The sequence below is a fragment of the Paenibacillus provencensis genome, assembly GCF_042678545.1.
In the GTDB taxonomy this organism is placed as follows: domain Bacteria; phylum Bacillota; class Bacilli; order Paenibacillales; family Paenibacillaceae; genus Paenibacillus; species Paenibacillus provencensis.
This window is the reverse complement of the sequence record NZ_JBHTKX010000009.1, coordinates 73,184-92,471: the sequence shown is the minus strand read 5'-3', so window position 1 is coordinate 92,471 and position 19,288 is coordinate 73,184. Positions and strand designations below refer to the sequence as shown.

Annotated in this window: 17 protein-coding genes; 14 read left to right on the top strand and 3 right to left on the bottom strand. The window is 37.9% G+C overall.

Annotated features, from left to right (window positions below; translation table 11 throughout):
- Positions 1-1,216 precede the first annotated feature (1,216 nt).
- Entirely contained in the window at positions 1,217-2,641 is a 1,425-nt protein-coding gene (locus tag ACFQ3J_RS25180; protein ID WP_090727516.1) for a replication-relaxation family protein, read from the bottom strand.
- Between the two features lie 662 nt (positions 2,642-3,303).
- Between ACFQ3J_RS25180 and ACFQ3J_RS25175 the strand changes: the two genes are divergently transcribed.
- Positions 3,304-3,618, top strand: a complete 315-nt coding sequence (locus ACFQ3J_RS25175; RefSeq protein WP_090727515.1) for a hypothetical protein — start codon at positions 3,304-3,306, stop codon at positions 3,616-3,618.
- Positions 3,602-5,056: a hypothetical protein gene (locus ACFQ3J_RS25170; RefSeq protein ID WP_090727513.1), complete on the top strand. Its 1,455-nt coding sequence runs from the start codon at positions 3,602-3,604 to the stop codon at positions 5,054-5,056. Before ACFQ3J_RS25175 ends, ACFQ3J_RS25170 begins: the two co-directional genes overlap by 17 nt.
- Positions 5,057-5,120: 64 nt before the next feature.
- Here ACFQ3J_RS25170 and ACFQ3J_RS25165 read toward each other — a convergent pair whose 3' ends face one another.
- Positions 5,121-5,735 (bottom strand): hypothetical protein, encoded by a 615-nt coding sequence (locus ACFQ3J_RS25165; protein WP_090727512.1) that lies wholly within the window; start codon positions 5,733-5,735, stop codon positions 5,121-5,123.
- Positions 5,713-6,489 (bottom strand): ParA family protein, encoded by a 777-nt coding sequence (locus ACFQ3J_RS25160; protein WP_090727510.1) that lies wholly within the window; start codon positions 6,487-6,489, stop codon positions 5,713-5,715. Before ACFQ3J_RS25160 ends, ACFQ3J_RS25165 begins: the two co-directional genes overlap by 23 nt.
- Before the next feature lie 365 nt (positions 6,490-6,854).
- Between ACFQ3J_RS25160 and ACFQ3J_RS25155 the strand changes: the two genes are divergently transcribed.
- The 12 genes from ACFQ3J_RS25155 to ACFQ3J_RS25100 all read left to right on the top strand — a co-directional run bounded on the left by ACFQ3J_RS25155 (position 6,855) and on the right by ACFQ3J_RS25100 (position 19,282).
- Entirely contained in the window at positions 6,855-7,073 is a 219-nt protein-coding gene (locus tag ACFQ3J_RS25155; RefSeq protein ID WP_090727819.1) for a helix-turn-helix transcriptional regulator, read from the top strand.
- Positions 7,063-8,535 carry a hypothetical protein gene (locus tag ACFQ3J_RS25150; protein ID WP_090727817.1) on the top strand — a complete coding sequence of 491 codons (1,473 nt, stop codon included), beginning with the start codon at positions 7,063-7,065 and terminating at the stop codon, positions 8,533-8,535. Before ACFQ3J_RS25155 ends, ACFQ3J_RS25150 begins: the two co-directional genes overlap by 11 nt.
- A gap of 17 nt (positions 8,536-8,552) precedes the next feature.
- Positions 8,553-9,656: an SAF domain-containing protein gene (locus tag ACFQ3J_RS25145; protein ID WP_090727816.1), complete on the top strand. Its 1,104-nt coding sequence runs from the start codon at positions 8,553-8,555 to the stop codon at positions 9,654-9,656.
- A 14-nt stretch (positions 9,657-9,670) separates the two neighbouring features.
- Complete coding sequence (locus ACFQ3J_RS25140; protein WP_090727814.1) at positions 9,671-10,387, top strand: hypothetical protein; 717 nt, start codon at positions 9,671-9,673, stop codon at positions 10,385-10,387.
- Positions 10,375-11,199, top strand: coding sequence for a hypothetical protein (locus ACFQ3J_RS25135; protein ID WP_090727812.1), 825 nt, complete (start codon positions 10,375-10,377; stop codon positions 11,197-11,199). Before ACFQ3J_RS25140 ends, ACFQ3J_RS25135 begins: the two co-directional genes overlap by 13 nt.
- Positions 11,200-11,202: 3 nt before the next feature.
- Positions 11,203-13,134: an ATPase, T2SS/T4P/T4SS family gene (locus ACFQ3J_RS25130; protein WP_090727811.1), complete on the top strand. Its 1,932-nt coding sequence runs from the start codon at positions 11,203-11,205 to the stop codon at positions 13,132-13,134.
- The gene (locus ACFQ3J_RS25125; RefSeq protein ID WP_090727809.1) at positions 13,116-15,203 is read left to right on the top strand and encodes a hypothetical protein; all 2,088 of its coding nucleotides are present in this window, start codon (positions 13,116-13,118) and stop codon (positions 15,201-15,203) included. The genes ACFQ3J_RS25130 and ACFQ3J_RS25125 overlap by 19 nt, the downstream gene beginning before the upstream one ends.
- 18 nt (positions 15,204-15,221) lie before the next feature.
- Positions 15,222-15,704 (top strand): ABC transporter permease, encoded by a 483-nt coding sequence (locus tag ACFQ3J_RS25120; RefSeq protein ID WP_090727807.1) that lies wholly within the window; start codon positions 15,222-15,224, stop codon positions 15,702-15,704.
- A 62-nt stretch (positions 15,705-15,766) separates the two neighbouring features.
- Positions 15,767-16,153, top strand: coding sequence for a hypothetical protein (locus tag ACFQ3J_RS25115; protein ID WP_090727806.1), 387 nt, complete (start codon positions 15,767-15,769; stop codon positions 16,151-16,153).
- 16 nt (positions 16,154-16,169) lie between these two features.
- Entirely contained in the window at positions 16,170-16,718 is a 549-nt protein-coding gene (locus tag ACFQ3J_RS25110; RefSeq protein ID WP_244533623.1) for a hypothetical protein, read from the top strand.
- Complete coding sequence (locus ACFQ3J_RS25105; protein ID WP_090727804.1) at positions 16,705-17,694, top strand: hypothetical protein; 990 nt, start codon at positions 16,705-16,707, stop codon at positions 17,692-17,694. The genes ACFQ3J_RS25110 and ACFQ3J_RS25105 overlap by 14 nt, the downstream gene beginning before the upstream one ends.
- A gap of 322 nt (positions 17,695-18,016) precedes the next feature.
- Positions 18,017-19,282 carry an S-layer homology domain-containing protein gene (locus tag ACFQ3J_RS25100; protein ID WP_090727803.1) on the top strand — a complete coding sequence of 422 codons (1,266 nt, stop codon included), beginning with the start codon at positions 18,017-18,019 and terminating at the stop codon, positions 19,280-19,282.
- Positions 19,283-19,288: the final 6 nt, after the last annotated feature.

The following is a 19,288-nucleotide window of genomic DNA, read 5'->3' as shown; positions in this document are numbered from 1 at the left end:
ACTAAATCTGTTGTAAAATGATTCATAGGGAAGACCTCTCTCTGTGAATTTTGTGTGGTAACTCAATTCTACAAGAAAAGGTCTTCCTTTTGCATTTATTCATTTACACATAATATTTTATACTCTCGTTTTGAGATTGTTAAATGCATACATATATATTCAGTAATATATTCAGTAATATATACAGTAATATTTTTATGTTTATACTTCTGGGTACAAAACTATGTCTGCAACCCCATATAAATTAGATTTGATTCTCTATTTATGTGCCCAGGTAATGGATGAGGAGGTGTAGAGAAGGGACAGTGCAGGAACTACGATTTATCCAATGCAGGACTTTTTTCAAGATATAGCTTAGTTAAAAAAAATCTTGAAGAAAAAGGCGGATCTAGATCTCAGAGTGGAATGACAGTTCATACAGAAAGTAATTCGACACAAAATTGCTTTGTGCAGTATAGTGGTGCACCAGGAGGTTACATAGCTTTATGAGGAACATACAAGCAAGGAGTACCCCAACCATATTGATGTAGGAGAGAAGTTTCGAGGACTAAAAAGATACCTGGTGAGATTGCTGGATACTTACCAATACCCTCCCACTGAAAATAGCGGATATTCTATTCATCGGTCCACGGAGAAGAACTCTCAAGTCTTTATGAAAGATACCTAAAAGTACCGGCAGATATCCTATCTTTCAGACTATGTTTCCCAGATCGGCAATATACAAAAAGTGGGCAAAAACATAGGCGGCATGGAGAATGTCGGAAATCATAAATAATGCCCTTCCAATTTCCAACTGGGGAAAGGATAGGGCAGAAAACTTTGTTTTCAAGTTACTCGCCTTTTGGAATCGCAAGTGCGAAACCACGAGATAGGTGCGAGAAAAGAAGGAGACTAAGGACCCTTCTTCTCGATATTTCCTAAGCTACTTTTTTTCACCTCAATCAGTACATCCATATTTCTTTTATAATCCTCAATCACTTCTCTGCGACGAAGGACTACCTTTTTTGTTGAGTCGTTAAATTTTCTCCAGGCTTCTATAGCCGTTTCAGCTGCTCTCACCGCATTAATACCGGGACCCCTCCTCTGTAACTGAAGAATCAACTTTCACTGCAAATTATCTAAATTTAATTTTCCTTCAATACGCTGGATTTTTACATTGAAAATTATTTAAGTAGATGGTCATTTCGTGATGAAGTTTCACGAATAAAGACAGATATTATATTCGGGCCATTGTAAAGTAGTTAAGAGGATTAACACGACGAAGATCAAGTTCAACGCCAGATTTATCAAACCATTTGTTTAAAGAAATATCGTGCCATAAGAAACGCTCAAAAACCTCTTCAAACGCCTCTTTCTCTTCGCAGCCCATAAATTCAAGAGAACGTGGTTTTTTCTCTGAGTAAAAGAGGACCGGTATGACCTCTTTAGCATTTATTCTTTTCATAGATTCTATTGAGCGATATTTCTTTGCGAAATCTAATGCCTTAGAAATCCCACCGGTCTCATACTCGTCATATTTGAGATAGAGATAGATCTGATGCGATTGGGAATCTGACTGTGTCACTGTAAAAAATGGCTCCCAGCCAATTTCCTTCATCTCATTCTCATACAAAAAACAAAAGCTGGAAACCGTATTAGAATTAACTAGTACCTTAGATGGTTTCGGTTGACCGGTGAATCGAGAATCGTCAAGTAAAGGTCTGAGGTTTGAATTAAGTTGCTTCCTATACAATTCATTTGAGTTAATGTGAGATAAGACTAATGGTTCTAAAGTTTCCATATTGCCTACATAGAGATTTAAGTAAGTAGACCAAGGGCCGATTGCATTCATATAATTCCGAAATATGTTTTGCCAACGCGACCAGATACTTTGTCTGGCTGTTGTAATGAAAAATATAGAATCCGGTATAGAGGAGGCTAGGGATTTTCTATCAATACCCTGAGCGATGTAATTTAAAAATTGTTGATATCTCGAGAATTTCTCAAATAAAAAACTACCTTTCTCAGTACCCATATCGAACTCTACCCATGAGTGAAACTTTTTCTGCCCATCCTTAGACCTGATAATGAACTCTCCGTCTGGACGGAAAATTTTTTCAACCTGTTTTTTTTCGCCATCATCTATTGTCGTATAACCAACAGAAGAATACCGATTATCAATAAAGTCAAAGGAGAAGTTATGCTTAATTGCAAGCAATTCCATGAGAACGTTGAAATCAACACCAAGCATATGATGTTTTAATAGCCTTTCTTTCGGAGGCCGGTAAAGGTTGTAAGGGAAATAACCATGCTCTTTGTCCCAGCCTGTTCGATGATATCCCTCAATCTGTGGAATATCAAGAAGGTGGTATGCAATTGATAGACCGTCTTCCGAAAGAGAAAAGATTCTTTGATCGTTCTCTGGATGCTTACCCGCAACCACCACAAGACCACTTTTCTGCAGCTCCGCTAATCTATTCCATATACTTCTTAAACGAGGAACTCTTAGTTGGTCCCACGTGAAATGGGGATATGTTAATGGGATGTCCGATGAATCAAGCAAAAAATATAGTTGGTATGCAGTAAGGCTTCTGTAAATGAATAAACGTTCAATAATATGACTCTTTGTAGGACTTAATTTATGGATCTTTCGAATGTCCAAATCTAGTGACAACTCCTTTCGAACTTTCTCTTGATTATGGCATGTATTTACTTACCTTTCCGTACGGTTATTTCTTGTCACCAAAATCAAGTAACTAGAGGTTAGCAAATAAAACCTTTATCTACAATGCTTCTGTCGACCTTTTGTGAAGTTATAGACTGGTGACAAATCTAGTGACAACATAAGTGATTTTCTTAGTGATGGCATCACCTGGTTTATCATCATAGTTGTCACCAACAATGTCGCCAAAATAGAGACGATTTATGAAGAAATAAATTTTAGGAATAGATTTGATGGAATTACATAATAAAATCAAATTCCAGACTGTGCATTTGGATCAATTATCTTGCTTATATCCAGTATTATATTTTTGAGTTACCTAGAGGTGAGCTTAATATCACCCAGAGTTCACCCTATCTTTTTCTCGGTGAATAATAGAACAGATAATTATAATAATCTCAAGATATGAAAACGTAAGAATGCAGCAACTACACAGCGAAGAGGAACTTGCATATAGAATTATCTATGAATAAATGGGGATTGATGTAATATATATTCTATAATTTGCTATCTGCATAGATACCATATATGCTTAAGGTAACCCAAAGGTCACCCAAAGGTGACTGAGAGGTGACCTAAAATTTCTGTAAGGGGGTGGTGTGGTGTCATCTCGATTTTACTCAGATGAACACTATCAGGCATTCTATTCAAGGCTAACTCAACAACATATTCACGTATTAATGGTTATAACTGAAAATAGCTACATAGCTAAGAAAGATATTATTGAAAAGCTGAGTTCAGAGTATTCCAAAAATCCGATTGTAGCAGCTATTGATGCTTTGCTCTTTGCAGGGTTGATATCCTACAGATATAGTAGGAAGCAACATCAATATTATCTGTCAGCGGATGGAGTTGCCTTTAGTGAATATGCCAATAATCAATTACAGGAGGAAAGTCAAAATGGGACTCTCGAATAGTAAAGTTCTTAATTATATGAATGAAAGTGGTTTGATTACCGATGTATCACTTCGTTTCGGAGTAATCGGTGCAGGACAAAAAGGAAATAAAGATGCAGATATTTTCGCTGGGTATACTTATGCGGATGGAACACAAATCTATCCAAGCTTAGCAATCAATTTTTCAAAAACAGATATGATCCACCTCAAGAACATTCCTGAAGAAGATCGAGTTCATTTTGAAGGATTTAAAGGAGCAGCGAGAACACCATCACTGGTTGTTGAGACATTCGATCCAGAAATTAATCCTGGAGCGGTAAAGCTTCGCGATCAACTTGTACAAGCTATGGAACGTAAATTCGAGAACATAGATCACCTTATCATTTGCGCAGGTGCGGGAGGAGGTTTTGGTACTGGATTCATCTCTTTAGTTCTCGGACTTATTAAGGAGCAGTTCTTCCCAGTACCAATTACTCTATTGCTTTCAGTTCCAATCGATGATCCTACAGAAATGTCCAATGCAATTCTTCTTATGTCTGAACTCAATGAATTCAAGAAATTACAAGATGACCTTTTCGGACCAGGTGAAGAGAAGCCAATTGGAAGCTTTATCATCACAGATAACAAAAAATTGTATACTGATTTTTCGAGTAAGAAAGAGCATCGTATTAACACTGATGCACTTATTTCTTGGAAAGATCAAGGAAACGACGCAATTATCAGCACAATTCATGAAGCAAACGTTATTCCAGCGAATTTCGGATCAGATAACGTGACTTACGATCCTTCAGACTTTGTAAAGCTCATTCAGTTGTCAGGTGGATTTCTTAGTATCCACAAAGCCAGTATTGAAGCTCCTTACGATGTTCAAGATCTTAAAACAAAAATGAAGAATAGTATTAGTCGTGGATACTTTGCTTGTGACCACAATTATGATACTGCAACCATGTACGGCGGATTCGTATTACGGCCTTCTGGTGCAGAAATTTTCAAAGACGTAAAAACAGAACAAACAATTAAGCAAGTAATTAATGAATTTTCTGGAACCGCTCAAGGGAAATACGGTGATCCTATCTGGCACGACAATTATGCAGTGGTCTATACAATGTTTTCTGGAATGATTATGCCTAATCGAATTGTAGAAATGACAAAAGAATACGATGCTATATTAGAAAAACAAAAACAAGTAAAGAGTAAGGAAATTGAAGTAAATATCTCTGGAGCCATGGAATCCGTGAAGCAATCGTCCTTTAACCCATATCAAAAACGCAACGGAAATCGTTTTGGTGGTTCTGGTGCTGCTGGAATGGGAGGCTCAGTCTTCAGTCGGAAAACAAATGAAGATGCTGCTTCGGCATCAGAAGAGGTTGCAGTGACTGAAGAACAACCGAAGAAAAAATTCGGTTCAGGTGGAGGACAGGCTACACCAGCTAACCCCTGGGCAAAGATAAAAAAATAGTATAAACAAAAAAACGACGCCGGTAATTACTGACGTCGTTTTTATCTATGCGAAGTACCAGTTTCTATAAGTGATGTTTATTTTCTTTCATCAACTCAAGCACAATGCGCAAGCCGGAATTTATAACTTTAGTAGCGAAGCCTTTTTTCTTACCTTTTGAAATTTTATCGAGTTCCTTTAGCAATTTATTATCTATCAAATAAGTCCTACGTGTATGCGTTTCTTCTACAGTTAAATCATTTGTATTGGCGAGTGTAGAGAGAATGTTGTTAATTCCAGATGCAGAAGCAGACTGCTTTTCATCAGTAAATTGAGTGTTACTTGAAGGATTAGTAATTCTTGCTTCATTAATGTTAGGTTTATCTATATCTGTGCTGCTAGAGAATGTCGAATCCACTGACAAAGAAGAATTTTTCTTTTCATCAACGATAGCTGCCTCACTCTCTCTTATATCATTTTCTGATAGTTGATCTGTTTGAGGCAATGCTGACATAACACCTTCGGGTTCTTCGACTGGAGTAGTTGTTAAATTTTCTACTTTGTTATCGATTTTAACTTCTTCCTTTGTAATTTCAGAGCCTGGGAGAAGATGATCGTTGAGAATTCTCATTTTTTGCGAAGAGCCTGTATCTTTAATGTCATCATTCAACAAACCTTTAAATAGCTCCCTTTTCGACACGTGTCAACAGCTCCTCTAAATATAATTGATATTGCTCTAACGCATCACGATCTTCTCTTGTACTGTTTTGAATACCTAGTATAGAAAATTCTTTTATACGATTTCTTCTTTTAATAACGGTCTCAAACATCCAGTTGCCGTAATCCTCTCTTGCTTGATCAATAATAGAAGTATCTATCTTTGTACGTGTATCACTCATACTTGGTAAAATGCCTGCCAAGTTCAGCTGAGGACTTATCTTTGTTTTTATCAATTCGACAAGTTGAAGGTAACGAGGAACAGCTTTAAAACAGAGAGGCTCCGATTGTAACATTACAACAACATAATCACTCGCCACTAATGCCGAAACTGATAAATCACCTAAGTTTGGTGGCTGATCAATAACAATAAAATCATATCGATCTTTAACGATTTCCAGTGTTTCTTGTAAAGAGGAATGAACGTGTCTTTTCATTTCATTCATTCTGTTACCTAAAGTTGATAGAATATCATCTGCAGGAAGCAGGTCGAGATTTTCACGTACATTAACTATATATTTTTCAGGATCTCTCTCTACTATGGCGTCTAGTACAGTTTGTTCCTCAAATTGATATATATCTTTACCAGAAAGAATCTGAGTGGTATTACCTTGTGAGTCAAAATCAACTGTTAATACCTTATATCCTCTTTCAGCGAGTAGATAACTGGTAATACAAGTCGTAGAACTCTTACCGACTCCGCCTTTTTGCACGCCTATCGATATCGTTGTTCCCATATAAACCTCCGCTTGTATAAATATACTTAACTTCTATTTTGAAATAATGTTGGAGCAGAGTCAATACGTTATTGAATATAAACAAGAATACAAATAGTCACACAGATTTAAATATAAACATAATTAGTAAATAGAATAGATATATGTGTAAATAAATGAATAAAAAAGTATTCAGTTTATTATTAGTCAGTTTAATTATTCATGACCTGTTGACACCTTCAAATCAATCAACTATTATTGTTTGTATAAATAAACCGAATATGATCCTAGCGGATCTCGAAAAGCGAAGCACGCTTAATGCCAAAAGGCATTTAGCGTGCTTTTTTTATGTTCATAAACCCTCTAGAAAGGGGTGAGTAGAGGCAATGGATTTAACACCAGGAGAACTTATGAGAACATACCGGAACAGAAAAAACCTAACTCAAGAAGAACTTGCAGAGAAGGTCGGTTCTTATCAGGTAAGAATAAGTCGTTTGGAAAATCAGTTAGAGTTGCCGACTGACAAGGAGATTGAGGATATAGAAAGAGTTCTGGGTACTTCCATCTGGACGAACCAGAAAGGGGATGCAATGAATGGAGCATGAAACAGAGCGTGAACGAAAACGCAATGTTATCATTGCGACTCCTAAACCAGACCTTGGTGAAGGTTTAAAGAAACATTTTGAGATTGAAGGGATAAATGTTCTCGGAGTATATGTCATCATAGAGCATCTTATTGAAGACCTTCATTCTTTCAAAAACCAACCTGATTTTAAGCTAGATGGATTGGTCATTAACAGTTCAATGGCTAAGAAAGGAAAAGATAAGCGGCTTGAGTTTTTAGCAGACGTAATCGAGAAAATAAGAGATGACTTTAGTGAGACCTCTATCATCTTCCTGTCAGATGAAACACAGGGTCATCCATTATTAGCTGAGTTAGTATCGATGGGCATCTACAACATATTCGCAAAGTCTGCGCAAAAGTCGGAGTCTTTAAATGTCAAACAGTTGATTCGTTGTATTGATCATCCCATGCTTTACAACGAAGTAAAGAAATTTCGTGAGTTCGACAAAGATATCCCCTGGAGGAGATTTGTAAACGGCGGTCAGTCCATCACAATTAATGTTAATTCTGCTAAAGAAAGCATGCATGAAAAACAAGAAGCAAAGGCAGTACCTAAAGAAAAACGTATTCCTACTATTAATAGTGATTCTCAAACAATCACCGACGAGAGTTCTCCAACAACAACTGTTAATTCTTTGGAGTATGGGAAGCAAAAGGGTACGGAAAACTTACAATTGCCTGACATATTAGAGGAAGATCTCGAAGAAGAAGAATTCCTCTGGACTTTACCTCCTGTGAAACCAAAGGTGATTGTCCGAGATCGTATCATAGGCAAACAGATAATTGCTGTAGCAGGAATTGATAGAGGAGTAGGGACGACGCATACAGCGATTCTTATTGCTAATTACTTTGCATCGCAGGGGTATCAAGTAAAGTTAATCGAATGTAGTGGCAACAGCGAATATGTCTATATCGAGAAATCCTACGAAGGTAAAAACGTAGATTTGAATCGATCTGACGAATTCCAAATTAACGGAGTTACCTTTGTCAAGAACGACGATGAGATAGACATGGCTTCACAATTAACATCAGAACATACACATATTGTTTTGGATCTTGGTCTCTATGAAAACTCTAACTATATTGAAGAGTTTCATCGTGCGGGAGTGCAGCTACTTGTAGGGTCGGGGAGTGAATGGAAGCAGCACACATTGAAAAAATTTATAACTTTAAATCGCGCTGATATTCAACATAGATGGAAATTCCTTATTCCCTTCGTAGAAAAACAAACAATAGACGATATCCAGGGCGAAATCAAAGAATTTTCAGTTCGAGCCATCCCTTATCATCCAGATCCCTTTATGGAGCAGGATAACACGGGGGAATGTTTCGATGAACTATTTGAAGGTCGAGTAACAAAAAAACGTAAGATAATCAAAATCAGCATTGCAATTCTCGGGATACTTGTATTTGCAGGAGTATCGATGTATTTCACTTTATAGGAAGAGGTGTGTAAGACGTGTCAGTAATCAGGCAACGTACGAAAAACCTGTTAGCAGCTGGCGTAGCAGGAGCAGTCATTATGGGTGTCATTTTTTCTGGAGGGGCTGTATTCGTATATAAACAGCAAGCAGAGGAAAAGAAACAGATCAGGTCTGAATACGAGCAGAAATTGCAAGAAACGGAACAACTTTTACAGCAGGAACTTGCCGTTAAGAAAAGCGTTGTTGTCTCTTCGGGAGAGTTGAAAGCCGGTGTGAAACTTACGGAGAAAAATCTAAAAACTGTGCAAATCTCAGAAAAAGATGCTCCAGCCAATATGATTCAAAACCCTGATGATCTTGTAGGTAAAGTTGTAAAGATTGATGTTGGTGAAAATACACCGATTATTAGTTCCATGGTGTTTAATGAAGGTCCTACACCAGCTGATCTTCGTTTCCATGAATATAATGTCATGATTCTCCCAACGAAACTCCAGAAAGGACAGTACGTCGATGTACGGATATCATTCCCTACTGGTGAAGACTTCGTAGTGCTTTCTAAGAAAAAGGTCGAAGACTTGTCTGGTACGACTGTCTGGTACGACATTAATGAGTCAGAACTGTTGGTTATGTCCAGTGCTATCGTAGATGCTTACCTACAGGGAGCAAAGCTCTACGCAATCACCTATGTCGATCCGTTTTTGCAAGACAAAGCAATCCCGAATTATCCTGCAAACGCGAAGGTAATCGACCTAATACAATCTAATCCAAACGTGTTAGAAAAGGCAACAGAACAGCTAGGTAAAGTTGCAAGAAATACGCTCGAGAACAATCTCTCACAAATATCTGAAGTTGATCGGATGAAAATTCAGAATGGAAGCTTGATTCTCCAACAAGAAGTGGCAAATAACCGAATAACAAATGAGCAAAATAACCAGGCGCTTTCCGAAGCGCGAGGCGGTGTCGGATCAGATGGTACTCCTGTAGACACAAGTACTCCGTTAGTGACACCTGAATCACAACCGACAAGTTCAGGAATTCAAGAGGATCAAATAGTACAGCCGAACGATTCGCAAAATGACCAATCTGCTGATGATATTCAGAAACAACAAGATGTTTTTGAACAACCGCTAGTTAAATAGAAAGGAAGCCTCCTATGAAGAATGCATTATTCATTGGTTCCACGGATATAAGCGATCTGCTGCAATATGCGAGTAAAATATTAACGGTTTCAGGAAAAAAAGTGCTTCTTGTTGACGGCACTGAAGAAAGATACATCCGGTACGGTACTCCACTACCCAATGAGAACATCAAGGTAGTTGAGTTTGAAGAATTTGATGTTGCCGTAGGGTTTGAAGATATAAAAGAGTTGGATGAATATTTGGTAGAACATCATCAATATGAATCAATTATCCTACACTTCAGCGGTAATAAATTTCTTGAGTGGAACGACTTCCAACGTTTCGATCATAAATACATTGCAACATCTAGTGAAAAGATGTCCCTCGATAAGACGATAAGGTCCCTTCAAACCCTATATGAGGAAACAGAAAAGGATGAGCAACAAATACAATTCACAAAAATCGTCGTTAATGGCATTGAGTCCGATCTAGCGTCAGAATATTTAGAGACTGTATTAGGACCATTGCCAATCAAATGGGCTGAAGAAGTAATAGAACTTTACTTCGATGAGATTGATTATTCTATTAAAGTCAATAATCAACACGAAGGAAAGATCAACATTCGCAAATTATCGCGTCACTACAAAAGAGCTCTCGAGGACTTAAGCGAGGCGCTCTCAGATATGGAGACACGGGAAATGAAAGCTGTCATGAAACAAGTTATAAGGAGGTCATACGGATGGGGCAAATAGCATTTTGGAGCGGCCGCCACGGTCAAACAGGTAACTCAGCAAATATGATTGCGGCGTCGAGCATACTAGGTATCGAATACGTAACTCGTACACTCATTTGCCATACTCAATGGGAAATGTCTTCTCTTGAGTCGACGTTTCTAAAAGACAAAAAAAGTTCGGAAAATATAGAATACACGCGGAAGGGCATCGACGCTCTCGAGCTATTAGCGAAGAGCGATAAACTTGCTCCGACAGCTGTAAAGGATTATACGGATACCATTCTAAAGGATCGCTTGGAACTACTACGAGGTACATCCAAACCTAACGAAGAGATGTTTAATTCTGTCCTTGATGTAATCCAAACAATTTTAGATGCTGCGAAGAACTATTACAATCTCACTTTAGTAGATGTCAATAGCGGCATTAAGAATAAGTTCTCAAACGTGGTCTTGGAGCCATCAGATCTTGTGGTTGTTAGTTTAAATCAGAACAGAGCCGTACTGGAGGAGTTCTTTAATAGTCCTCCACCATTCTTGGAAGATAAGACATATGTAATTGTACTTGGACAATATGATCGACATTCGAAATATTCACTATCAAATATCAGCCGTATGTTTAAACCGAAGGTTCCTATTTTTACTGTTCCTCACTGCACTGGTTTTATGGATTCTTTGAACGATAAGACAGTTATTGAATTCTTTCTGAGAAATAAGAATATCACGAACTCTCACGATAATTATTATTTTATGAGCGAAGTTCGTAGATTCTCGAAAGGGATACTTGATGCGGTCGGTCTTGATACGAAGATTTTTAGTGAAAAGGGGGCATGATTCATGAGTGCAGGAGCGCTGCTTAATATATCACTCATCCTGATCATGTTGTTCCTTGTTGGGGTTCTCATTTTCTTTAAACTAACGGATAATCGCAACCCTCGCAAAGACCCACATAAACTGGATAAGAAGTATACATTCGAGGGATTGATCGAGTACGTAAAAACTTGCCTTAATGAAATGACAACAAGTAACATCGACGATCTAGGTTTATCTGAAGAGGAATATACTCGTCGTATGAATCAAAGGTTACAGCTGCAGAAAGCTTTAAAAAATAGTCCTTATGGCGATCTCCAAGATAAAAATTATGTAAAAAACACCATATTCGACTTACTACTGAAAACTTATGGGTTAAACGATGAGAACATCAATAGGGTCATACCATTCGATAATAAAAAATTACTAACTTCTAAAGATAAGCACGATATACTTCTACATCTTTATAAAAAGAAACATGGCTCTAACGCACTAGGCGCTCTTTTTGAAGCACACGGTCTCGCAGAATTGAAAAACGTGATTGAGGGAGGAACAGTTTCTTCTTATATCATTACTGACAGCGAGATTCACGAGGTGTACCAAAAGGAGATCAAGCCTCTTTCTTTTGAGGACAAACTCCAGATTATCGTTCAGCGTATCTATGAGCAATATAAAGGTTTAAGTGTAATTGACGAAATCAGAGACATGAAGATTGATGGGGTATCCGGCGGGGTATCGGGTGTTCCCATAGATCAAGTAGATCTAGACGATTATGATCTCTCATTCGTCTCAGGCCAGCTGAAAAAGAAGACAACCAAATATAGTCACGATAGCATCTGGGTCTTCTATAAAGGGAAGCCGATTCACTTAGCTTACCTCACATTTGGAACTGAGTCTGAATTGAAGCGCGTATGTCAGAACATATATAGATATAACAACCCTGGACAACTGTCTGATTCAAATGGTTTTAAAGTCAACGATATGAAAGATGGGTCTCGTGTGGTAGTTGTACGTCCTGGATTTTCTGAATCATGGGCCTTCTTTGTAAGGAAATTCGATATAGCCAATGCGACTCTTGATCAATTGATACCTGAAACAATCGTAGGTCGTGAGCTGGTTTCTGATGCCATCAAGTTTCTTGTTAAAGGAGCTCGGGTTATGGCCATCACTGGACCACAAGGTGCAGGGAAAACTACGCTTCTCATGGCAATGATTAAATATATCGATGCGACATACAGACTTCGTGTTCAAGAAACAGCTTTTGAACTTCATCTTCGGAAAATATACGGAGATCGCAACATTCTCACTTTTCGAGAAACTGAAACCATATCCGGACAAGCAGGTCTTGATCTATCTAAGAAAACTGATGGGGACGTAAATATACTCGGTGAGCTTGCAACAGATCCTGTAGCTGCTTATATGATTCAGACAGCACAAGTAGCCAGCTTATTCAGTCTCTTCACTCATCATGCCAAGACATTTAAAAACCTGGTATTTTCAATTCGCAACTCCTTGCTGAAAACGAATATATTTACTGATGAAAAAATAGCTGAGGAGCAAGTTGTAAGTGTACTAAACTTTGATATTCACCTTAAGCGCGATCCAAACGGTTTTCGTTACATAGAACGAATCACGGAATGTATACCACTCGATTATCAGGATGATTATCCTACTGATTTTCGAGAACTTGAGGGTTTAGAAGAGAAAGTTGGAGCCTTTATGGAAACCGCTACGGAGTACTTCCGAAGAAAAACGGATAGAAGAGTATTTACTGAAAGAAATATAATCGAATATCGTACTGGTGGATATATCGCTGTCAATCCAATTTCTGAAAGAAACAAATCTGAAATGCTGGCACATATGTCTGACGTAGATCAAATGGAGTTCAAACAATTTATCGACGAACACTGGTCATCCAATATTAATGGGGGTGAGGAAGCATGGATACAGAGAAGCTAGCCGTTATTATTTCCGTAGTATCGATGTTCCTCGGTGTGGTCCTCTATGTAATCTATAAAATTGTATCTCGAAAGTTACAGAGAAACGGAACTGAAGAAATCTATTCAAATTTTAAGCAACTTACTGGAACGGGGAAGTCTAAATGGAAGCAACGAGTTAATCAGCTCCTCTTAGACTCGTATATGGCATATAACAAGGTCCCGTTACTACGGTCTTACATCCAAAAGATACGCAGGAGACTTCAAGCAATTCATTCATATGATGAGCTGACTATGCGACGCGAGACAATGAAAATTGTCTTCTATACGCTAGGGATCATGGCCACCTTTGTAATAGTACTTTTACTAATGAATCATGATTTAACATTTGTTTTCATGCTGCTACTAGCTGCAATCGTTATAAATGGTATGTTAATCGATACATTTGTTCATAGGGTGGAGGATCGATTACTAATTCAGCTTCGAGATTTACTTAAGGACGTACGTCACCATTATCATCAGCATGGAATGATCGAAGAGGCTCTACATGAAGCATCAGAAACATCGTCCTATGAAGCGTCTCTTCATGCAAAGAAAATTTATGAAGTCCTAGTATCAGACAAACCAGAAGAAAGCCTGGCTGCTTATTACGAGAAGGCGCCGAATCGGTTTCTCAAAGGATTCGCTGGTATGAGCTTTCTGGTTAAAGAGTTCGGTGATAAGGTCGTGAAAGATGGATCGTTGTTTCTGGACAACCTCAATAAACTTACAAGCGAAATTAACTTGGAAATTTTGAAAAGGACTAAACTGAACTATTTATTTAAAGGACTTACTGCTGTAGCGATTACACCAATTATATTTACTAAACCAATTGAGATTTGGGCATCGAATTACTTCCCCGCAATGGAAGAATTCTATTCAGGTAAAGCTGGTTTCCTTATCCAAATAGTGATATTTGCTGTTATCTTACTCTCGTATATCTTGCTAAAAAAAATGCAGGATCAGCAAGAAGGCACATATGTTGCCAAAGTAAGAAAGCACCCATGGGAGAAATTCGCATTTCGAATACCTGGAGTCGATTGGCTTGTTGATCGCTTAGAACCAGCTAAGCGAACTGCTGCTCACTATAAAATAAGTAAGCTTTTAAAAGATGCTAATGCCGGTATTCCTATGGAGTGGCATTATCTGCATAGATTAATGTTATCCGTTGGTCTATCAATAGGACTCTTGATATCTTTTACAATGATGCACACAATTACGGTCAAAAACGTGATGGAGGCCCCAACTAGAAATGATTCATTGTTCGGTCGGATGACCGCAGAAGAGTTGCAAGTTGCTCAATCCACCACTGATTTTGATAGCAATATCATTAATCAATTGAAGGGGGTGAAAAAGGATGATTTGCACAACGAAGTTGTTCAATTGGTCAAGCAGAACGAAGAAGTTGCCACCAACGATACCTTGCTCAACAATACAACGCAAAGAATAATTGCAAAGATTGATCAAATCAATTCTGAATATCTCAAGTGGTGGGAAGTGCTAGTTTGCTTAGTGTTGGGTTACGTAGGATACCACATACCATATTGGATTCTGATTTTCCAAAAACGTATAAGGGCAATGGATATGCAGAATGAAGTGGATCAATTCCATACCATTATAGCAATGTTAAGCGAAATCGATCGCGTCTCAGTGGAGATTATACTTGAGTGGATGGCACGGTTTGCTTCTATTTTCAAAGCTCCGTTACATACATGCGTACTTAACTATGAAAGTGGAGCTGAAGAGGCGCTCGAAAAATTAAAGATGGATGCTCCATTTACTCCATTAGTAAGGACCATTGAGAAATTACAATTGGCTGTCTCCCGTGTCCCTATTAAGCAAGCCTTTGATGATCTTGAAACAGAGCGAGCTTATTATTTTGAACAAAGAAAACAGGATTACGAAAGAACTATTGAAGAAAAGGCAAGTTGGGGCAGATTGCTCGGATTCGCCCCTCTATACACTGTCATCTTTCTTTATCTTGTAATACCACTTATGTACATGAGCTATTCACAAATGAGAATCTACTCCGAACAATTACAAAACTTATAATAAAGGGGAATATCAAAAATGAGTAATGCACAAAAAGCATTATTAATGGCAGCAGGACTTTTCTTGGCTATTGCTTTAATAACGACCGCAGTGTTAATGTTTACTTCCGCTCAAGATGCAACGAAAACAGCTCAAACAAGTTTCTCTGAAATCCAAACGGAATTAGCACAAACCTCTTTCACAGTCTATGATGGCACGACCGTATCAGGTAGCCAAGTTGTAAACGCACTCCGTAAGTTCCAAGATAAGGGCGAGTTTGGTGTTCAAGTCATCACTGGTAAGAACCCAACTGGATCTTGGTACTTTAAAACTGTAAACACAACTGTGCCTGTAGGAAGCACAGGATATGGTTCTATCACGTCAAATAATACAACGGGTACCCTGACTAATGCTGCAAACGAATCGAGCAATGATTATATTAATCCGTCTGGTAAGTTTAAAGCGGAAATTATCAAAGATAACAGCAATGTGATTCGTGGTCTCATCTTCACACAAAACTAATTCAAAATAGCTAGGGGATGGGCTCAATTAGCCATCCCTAGTTAAATACAAGGGTGATCATTATGGGACTTGGTGAGAATACAAGATCCGCAATATATCTTGCGTTCGCTTCATTCATTTTTGTAGCTGCCTTATCTATTTCATACTATCTTTTCAAAACAGTTGCTGATACAAACGAAATGACATACACAATGACTGAACAATCCGATCGCAGTATTACTACCACTCTTAAGGTTCCAACAGAATACATAGTGACTGGGGCTGAAGTTCGTCAGTCGATTTACAAAATAAAAGATATTGGGGTTGATATAGTAGTTGATGGCGTTCTATATCCCAAAACATTGGATACTAGCACCGTTAATGTTTCGGGTATCAATATTGCTAAAAACTATACTCCTACTTACGTTCGAGATTCAAAAGGAATATTGACCTTGTTACGGTTTAATTAAAAAGGGGATGTAGATCGTGTGGAATTATTTCGAGAAAGTCTTCGGCTTGATACTTGCATTAGCGCTTATGTTCATATGGCCCATTTCTAATTCATTAAACAAGCAAGATGATATCTCAGAGATCGTTGTACTCAATTCAGTAACTCAATTCGTCGATTCAGTAAGAGATAAGGGTTTTATCACTCCAACAATGTACAACCAATTCTCAGATCAATTAACTCTAACAGGTAACACATATGATATTCAAATGGAACACTTACACAAACGCTATGACCCCATATACAGCGATGCCGGGGAATTTCTCGGTGGCTACAACGTAAACTACGAAGGATTTTACAATGCTCAAATAAACGAGAAACTCTTCCCGAGAACATCAACTGATGGAATTGATCATCCTAACCGCGTATACAAGTTGGCAGCTGGCGATTTCTTTAATGTAACTGTGAAGAATACTAACCGAACTGCTGCCACCCTTATAAATGACATTCTGACAAATACAATTAATTCTCCAAACAGCAAGATTGTCATCCCTTATGGGGGGATGGTGTTAAATGAAGACTATTAAATTTACAATTATCTTCACCGTGATTCTGCTTCCATTTTTCATTATTAATAATATGAACGTTGAGCATAACCGAAAAAACACTATTCTTGAGCTTCGATATAATCATGCAATCGATACAGCAACACAGGATGCGGCAAAAGCATTAATGACAAATGCTAGCCAAGGTCAAGAAGCTCAGTACGAATTCCAAAAGCGAGTTCGGATTAATAAAGAGGAAGCTGTACAAACCTTCTTCAATACAATGTATGTAAACTTTGGAGTATTTAATGATCCAGTTGGACAAGGAGTTATCCAATCTTATGTACCTGTTATCGCGATAGTTGGATATGATGGATACTATGTGTATTATATGGACGAGTACACCAATGCAGATGGTCAAACCGAACTCAAGCATGTATGGAGTCCAAAGAAGCCGTATGCACATGCAGATCAGTATGGAAACTCTTTTTCGTTTACACTTGATGATTTTGTCACAGTAAACCGTAATTCCGATCAACAATGGTTTGAAGGTTTCAGAGGAGAGATATCATCATTAGCTGAAATATCATTATTAAATGATGCAAATACGTTTGAACAGGTGAGAAGATCTACAATTGTAAAGGCAATACAGAATGACCTTGAATATTACATTAATCAATACAACAACTTTGCGAAAAAATATGGTGTAGCTTACACTTTCACACTCCCACTTATTAGCCAAGAAGAGTGGAATAATACCATTAACGATGTTGGAGTACTATCTTTTGTACAAGGTATTCCTATGGGGCAGGATTACTATAATAACTATGCGTTAGGTGGAAGTCGGCTTGTTAAAACACCAGTATATCACGGCATTATTGCCAACGGCAGAAAGTACTATTATTCCGCAAATTCGTGTACTTCTGATTTTACTACTTCAGAAGTCTTTGGATCAGAAAAAGAAGCTGCATCCAACGGTTATATACCCCTAGATTGTACTGTCGGGAATAGGCAATAATAACAAGTTTTATCGAAGCAATTGAGTTCTACGATAGTAACCTTAATTATAGTTTGACAGCATTTATCCTATCATTTAATATTATTGTATAAATAAACTGAATATGATCCATTTGGATCAAATATAAGCGAAGCACGCTTCTTGCCCTTAGGCAATTAGCGTGCTTTTTTTGTATTTCATATAAGGAGCTGGTTACCATATTTAATGATTTATACCGATATTATTTTATGTGGTGTAAAATTCGTGCACCTTAACAATTCAGCTTATTATAGAGATAAGGGTTAATTTCTCTATAAAACCATCGTCTCGAAAGGAGAAACAAATGAAAAAAGTTGTTTTATCTACTATTGCCGCATTAACACTATTAACGGGGAGTTTTACAATTACTCAACCGCTTGCCGAAGCTAGTTCTATCACTAGTAGTTTGAAATTTAAAGATGTCCCGTCCACTCATTGGGCTGCATCAGCGATCGCATCTGCTGTAAAAAACGGATATATGAAAGGCTACACAGATGGTTCGTTTAAACCGAGTTCACCTATTACAAAGACGGAAATGGCTGTAATCCTAAGTCGTATTGAAGGGCAGCCTACAGTAGCTTCTGGTAAAACCTTTAGTGATGTTCCTACTTGGGCTAAGAGTGCTGTCAGCGCAGCAGTACAGAAAGGTTTCATTAGTGTTTCTAAATATGGTAATAAACTAAATGCAAATGCGGCCCTTACGCGTGGAGAGATGGCTACATGGCTTGCACAAGGACTTGCTGCCGTTCATCCCGACTTTAAGCAAGCATTGTCTGATGTTACTAATACGGTAATACCAGCGAAAGAATATTTTGAGGGTAAAATGCCAGCTGCACAAAAAAATGCAGTGGCCGTGACTATGGGGACGGGATTAATGAGTGTGGGTAGCGATAAGAGCTTTGGTGTAAGTAAAACTACAACTCGTGCTGAAGTGGCAGTCTTACTTACTCGCTATACCAATGTTGCTAAGAAAGATCCTAGTGATCTACAGGCTTTAAATGAACTAAGGGAAATTGGACTAACAGGAACTAACATAAAAACCATTGTTCCCAAATATGTGAAAACTCCGGAGGAAAAGTTCCCTACAAATTACGATTATAGTAAAGTAACTGATGATTTCTCGAAAATCCGAAACAAAGAATTGGTAACAAAGAGAAACTATGCAACAGTAAAAATTAAAAATTGGATTCTCGTTAATCCATATGTTAAAGGTGAAGAAAGAAGCATATATTATTCAGTTTTCTTGGATGAAGGAGATAAACCACTGCGCGGATCTTATTACTCATTTGCCGAATTTAATTTGAGTATTACCAGTGCTTCTATGACACAAGTACAAGCAGGAAATTTAATGAGTTCTCCTAGTTTTATTGCTGCAATTTCACCTAATTCTCAATCGTCTAAAGAATATCAAATACCTGTTACTAGTAAAATTACAACATCGCGCGGAGAATTTACTGTAAAGACTCCAATCTACTGGGGAACTGGTTTGTTGCATTTTGATAAATCACTAAGAACGGGAGTTAGTCTTGTTTCAGAAGATGGCACCGTGTTTGATGTCATCCCAAAATAAATAAAT

Excerpts from the sequence above, each read along its gene's own strand:
- ACFQ3J_RS25170 (WP_090727513.1), top strand. The coding sequence starts at position 3,602 with ATGGGACTCTCGAATAGTAAAGTTCTTAATTATATGAATGAAAGTGGT.
- ACFQ3J_RS25160 (WP_090727510.1), bottom strand. The coding sequence starts at position 6,489 with ATGGGAACAACGATATCGATAGGCGTGCAAAAAGGCGGAGTCGGTAAG.
- ACFQ3J_RS25155 (WP_090727819.1), top strand. The coding sequence starts at position 6,855 with ATGGATTTAACACCAGGAGAACTTATGAGAACATACCGGAACAGAAAA.
- ACFQ3J_RS25150 (WP_090727817.1), top strand. The coding sequence starts at position 7,063 with ATGGAGCATGAAACAGAGCGTGAACGAAAACGCAATGTTATCATTGCG.
- ACFQ3J_RS25140 (WP_090727814.1), top strand. The coding sequence starts at position 9,671 with ATGAAGAATGCATTATTCATTGGTTCCACGGATATAAGCGATCTGCTG.
- ACFQ3J_RS25135 (WP_090727812.1), top strand. The coding sequence starts at position 10,375 with ATGGGGCAAATAGCATTTTGGAGCGGCCGCCACGGTCAAACAGGTAAC.
- ACFQ3J_RS25130 (WP_090727811.1), top strand. The coding sequence starts at position 11,203 with ATGAGTGCAGGAGCGCTGCTTAATATATCACTCATCCTGATCATGTTG.
- ACFQ3J_RS25125 (WP_090727809.1), top strand. The coding sequence starts at position 13,116 with ATGGATACAGAGAAGCTAGCCGTTATTATTTCCGTAGTATCGATGTTC.
- ACFQ3J_RS25120 (WP_090727807.1), top strand. The coding sequence starts at position 15,222 with ATGAGTAATGCACAAAAAGCATTATTAATGGCAGCAGGACTTTTCTTG.
- ACFQ3J_RS25115 (WP_090727806.1), top strand. The coding sequence starts at position 15,767 with ATGGGACTTGGTGAGAATACAAGATCCGCAATATATCTTGCGTTCGCT.
- ACFQ3J_RS25105 (WP_090727804.1), top strand. The coding sequence starts at position 16,705 with ATGAAGACTATTAAATTTACAATTATCTTCACCGTGATTCTGCTTCCA.
- ACFQ3J_RS25100 (WP_090727803.1), top strand. The coding sequence starts at position 18,017 with ATGAAAAAAGTTGTTTTATCTACTATTGCCGCATTAACACTATTAACG.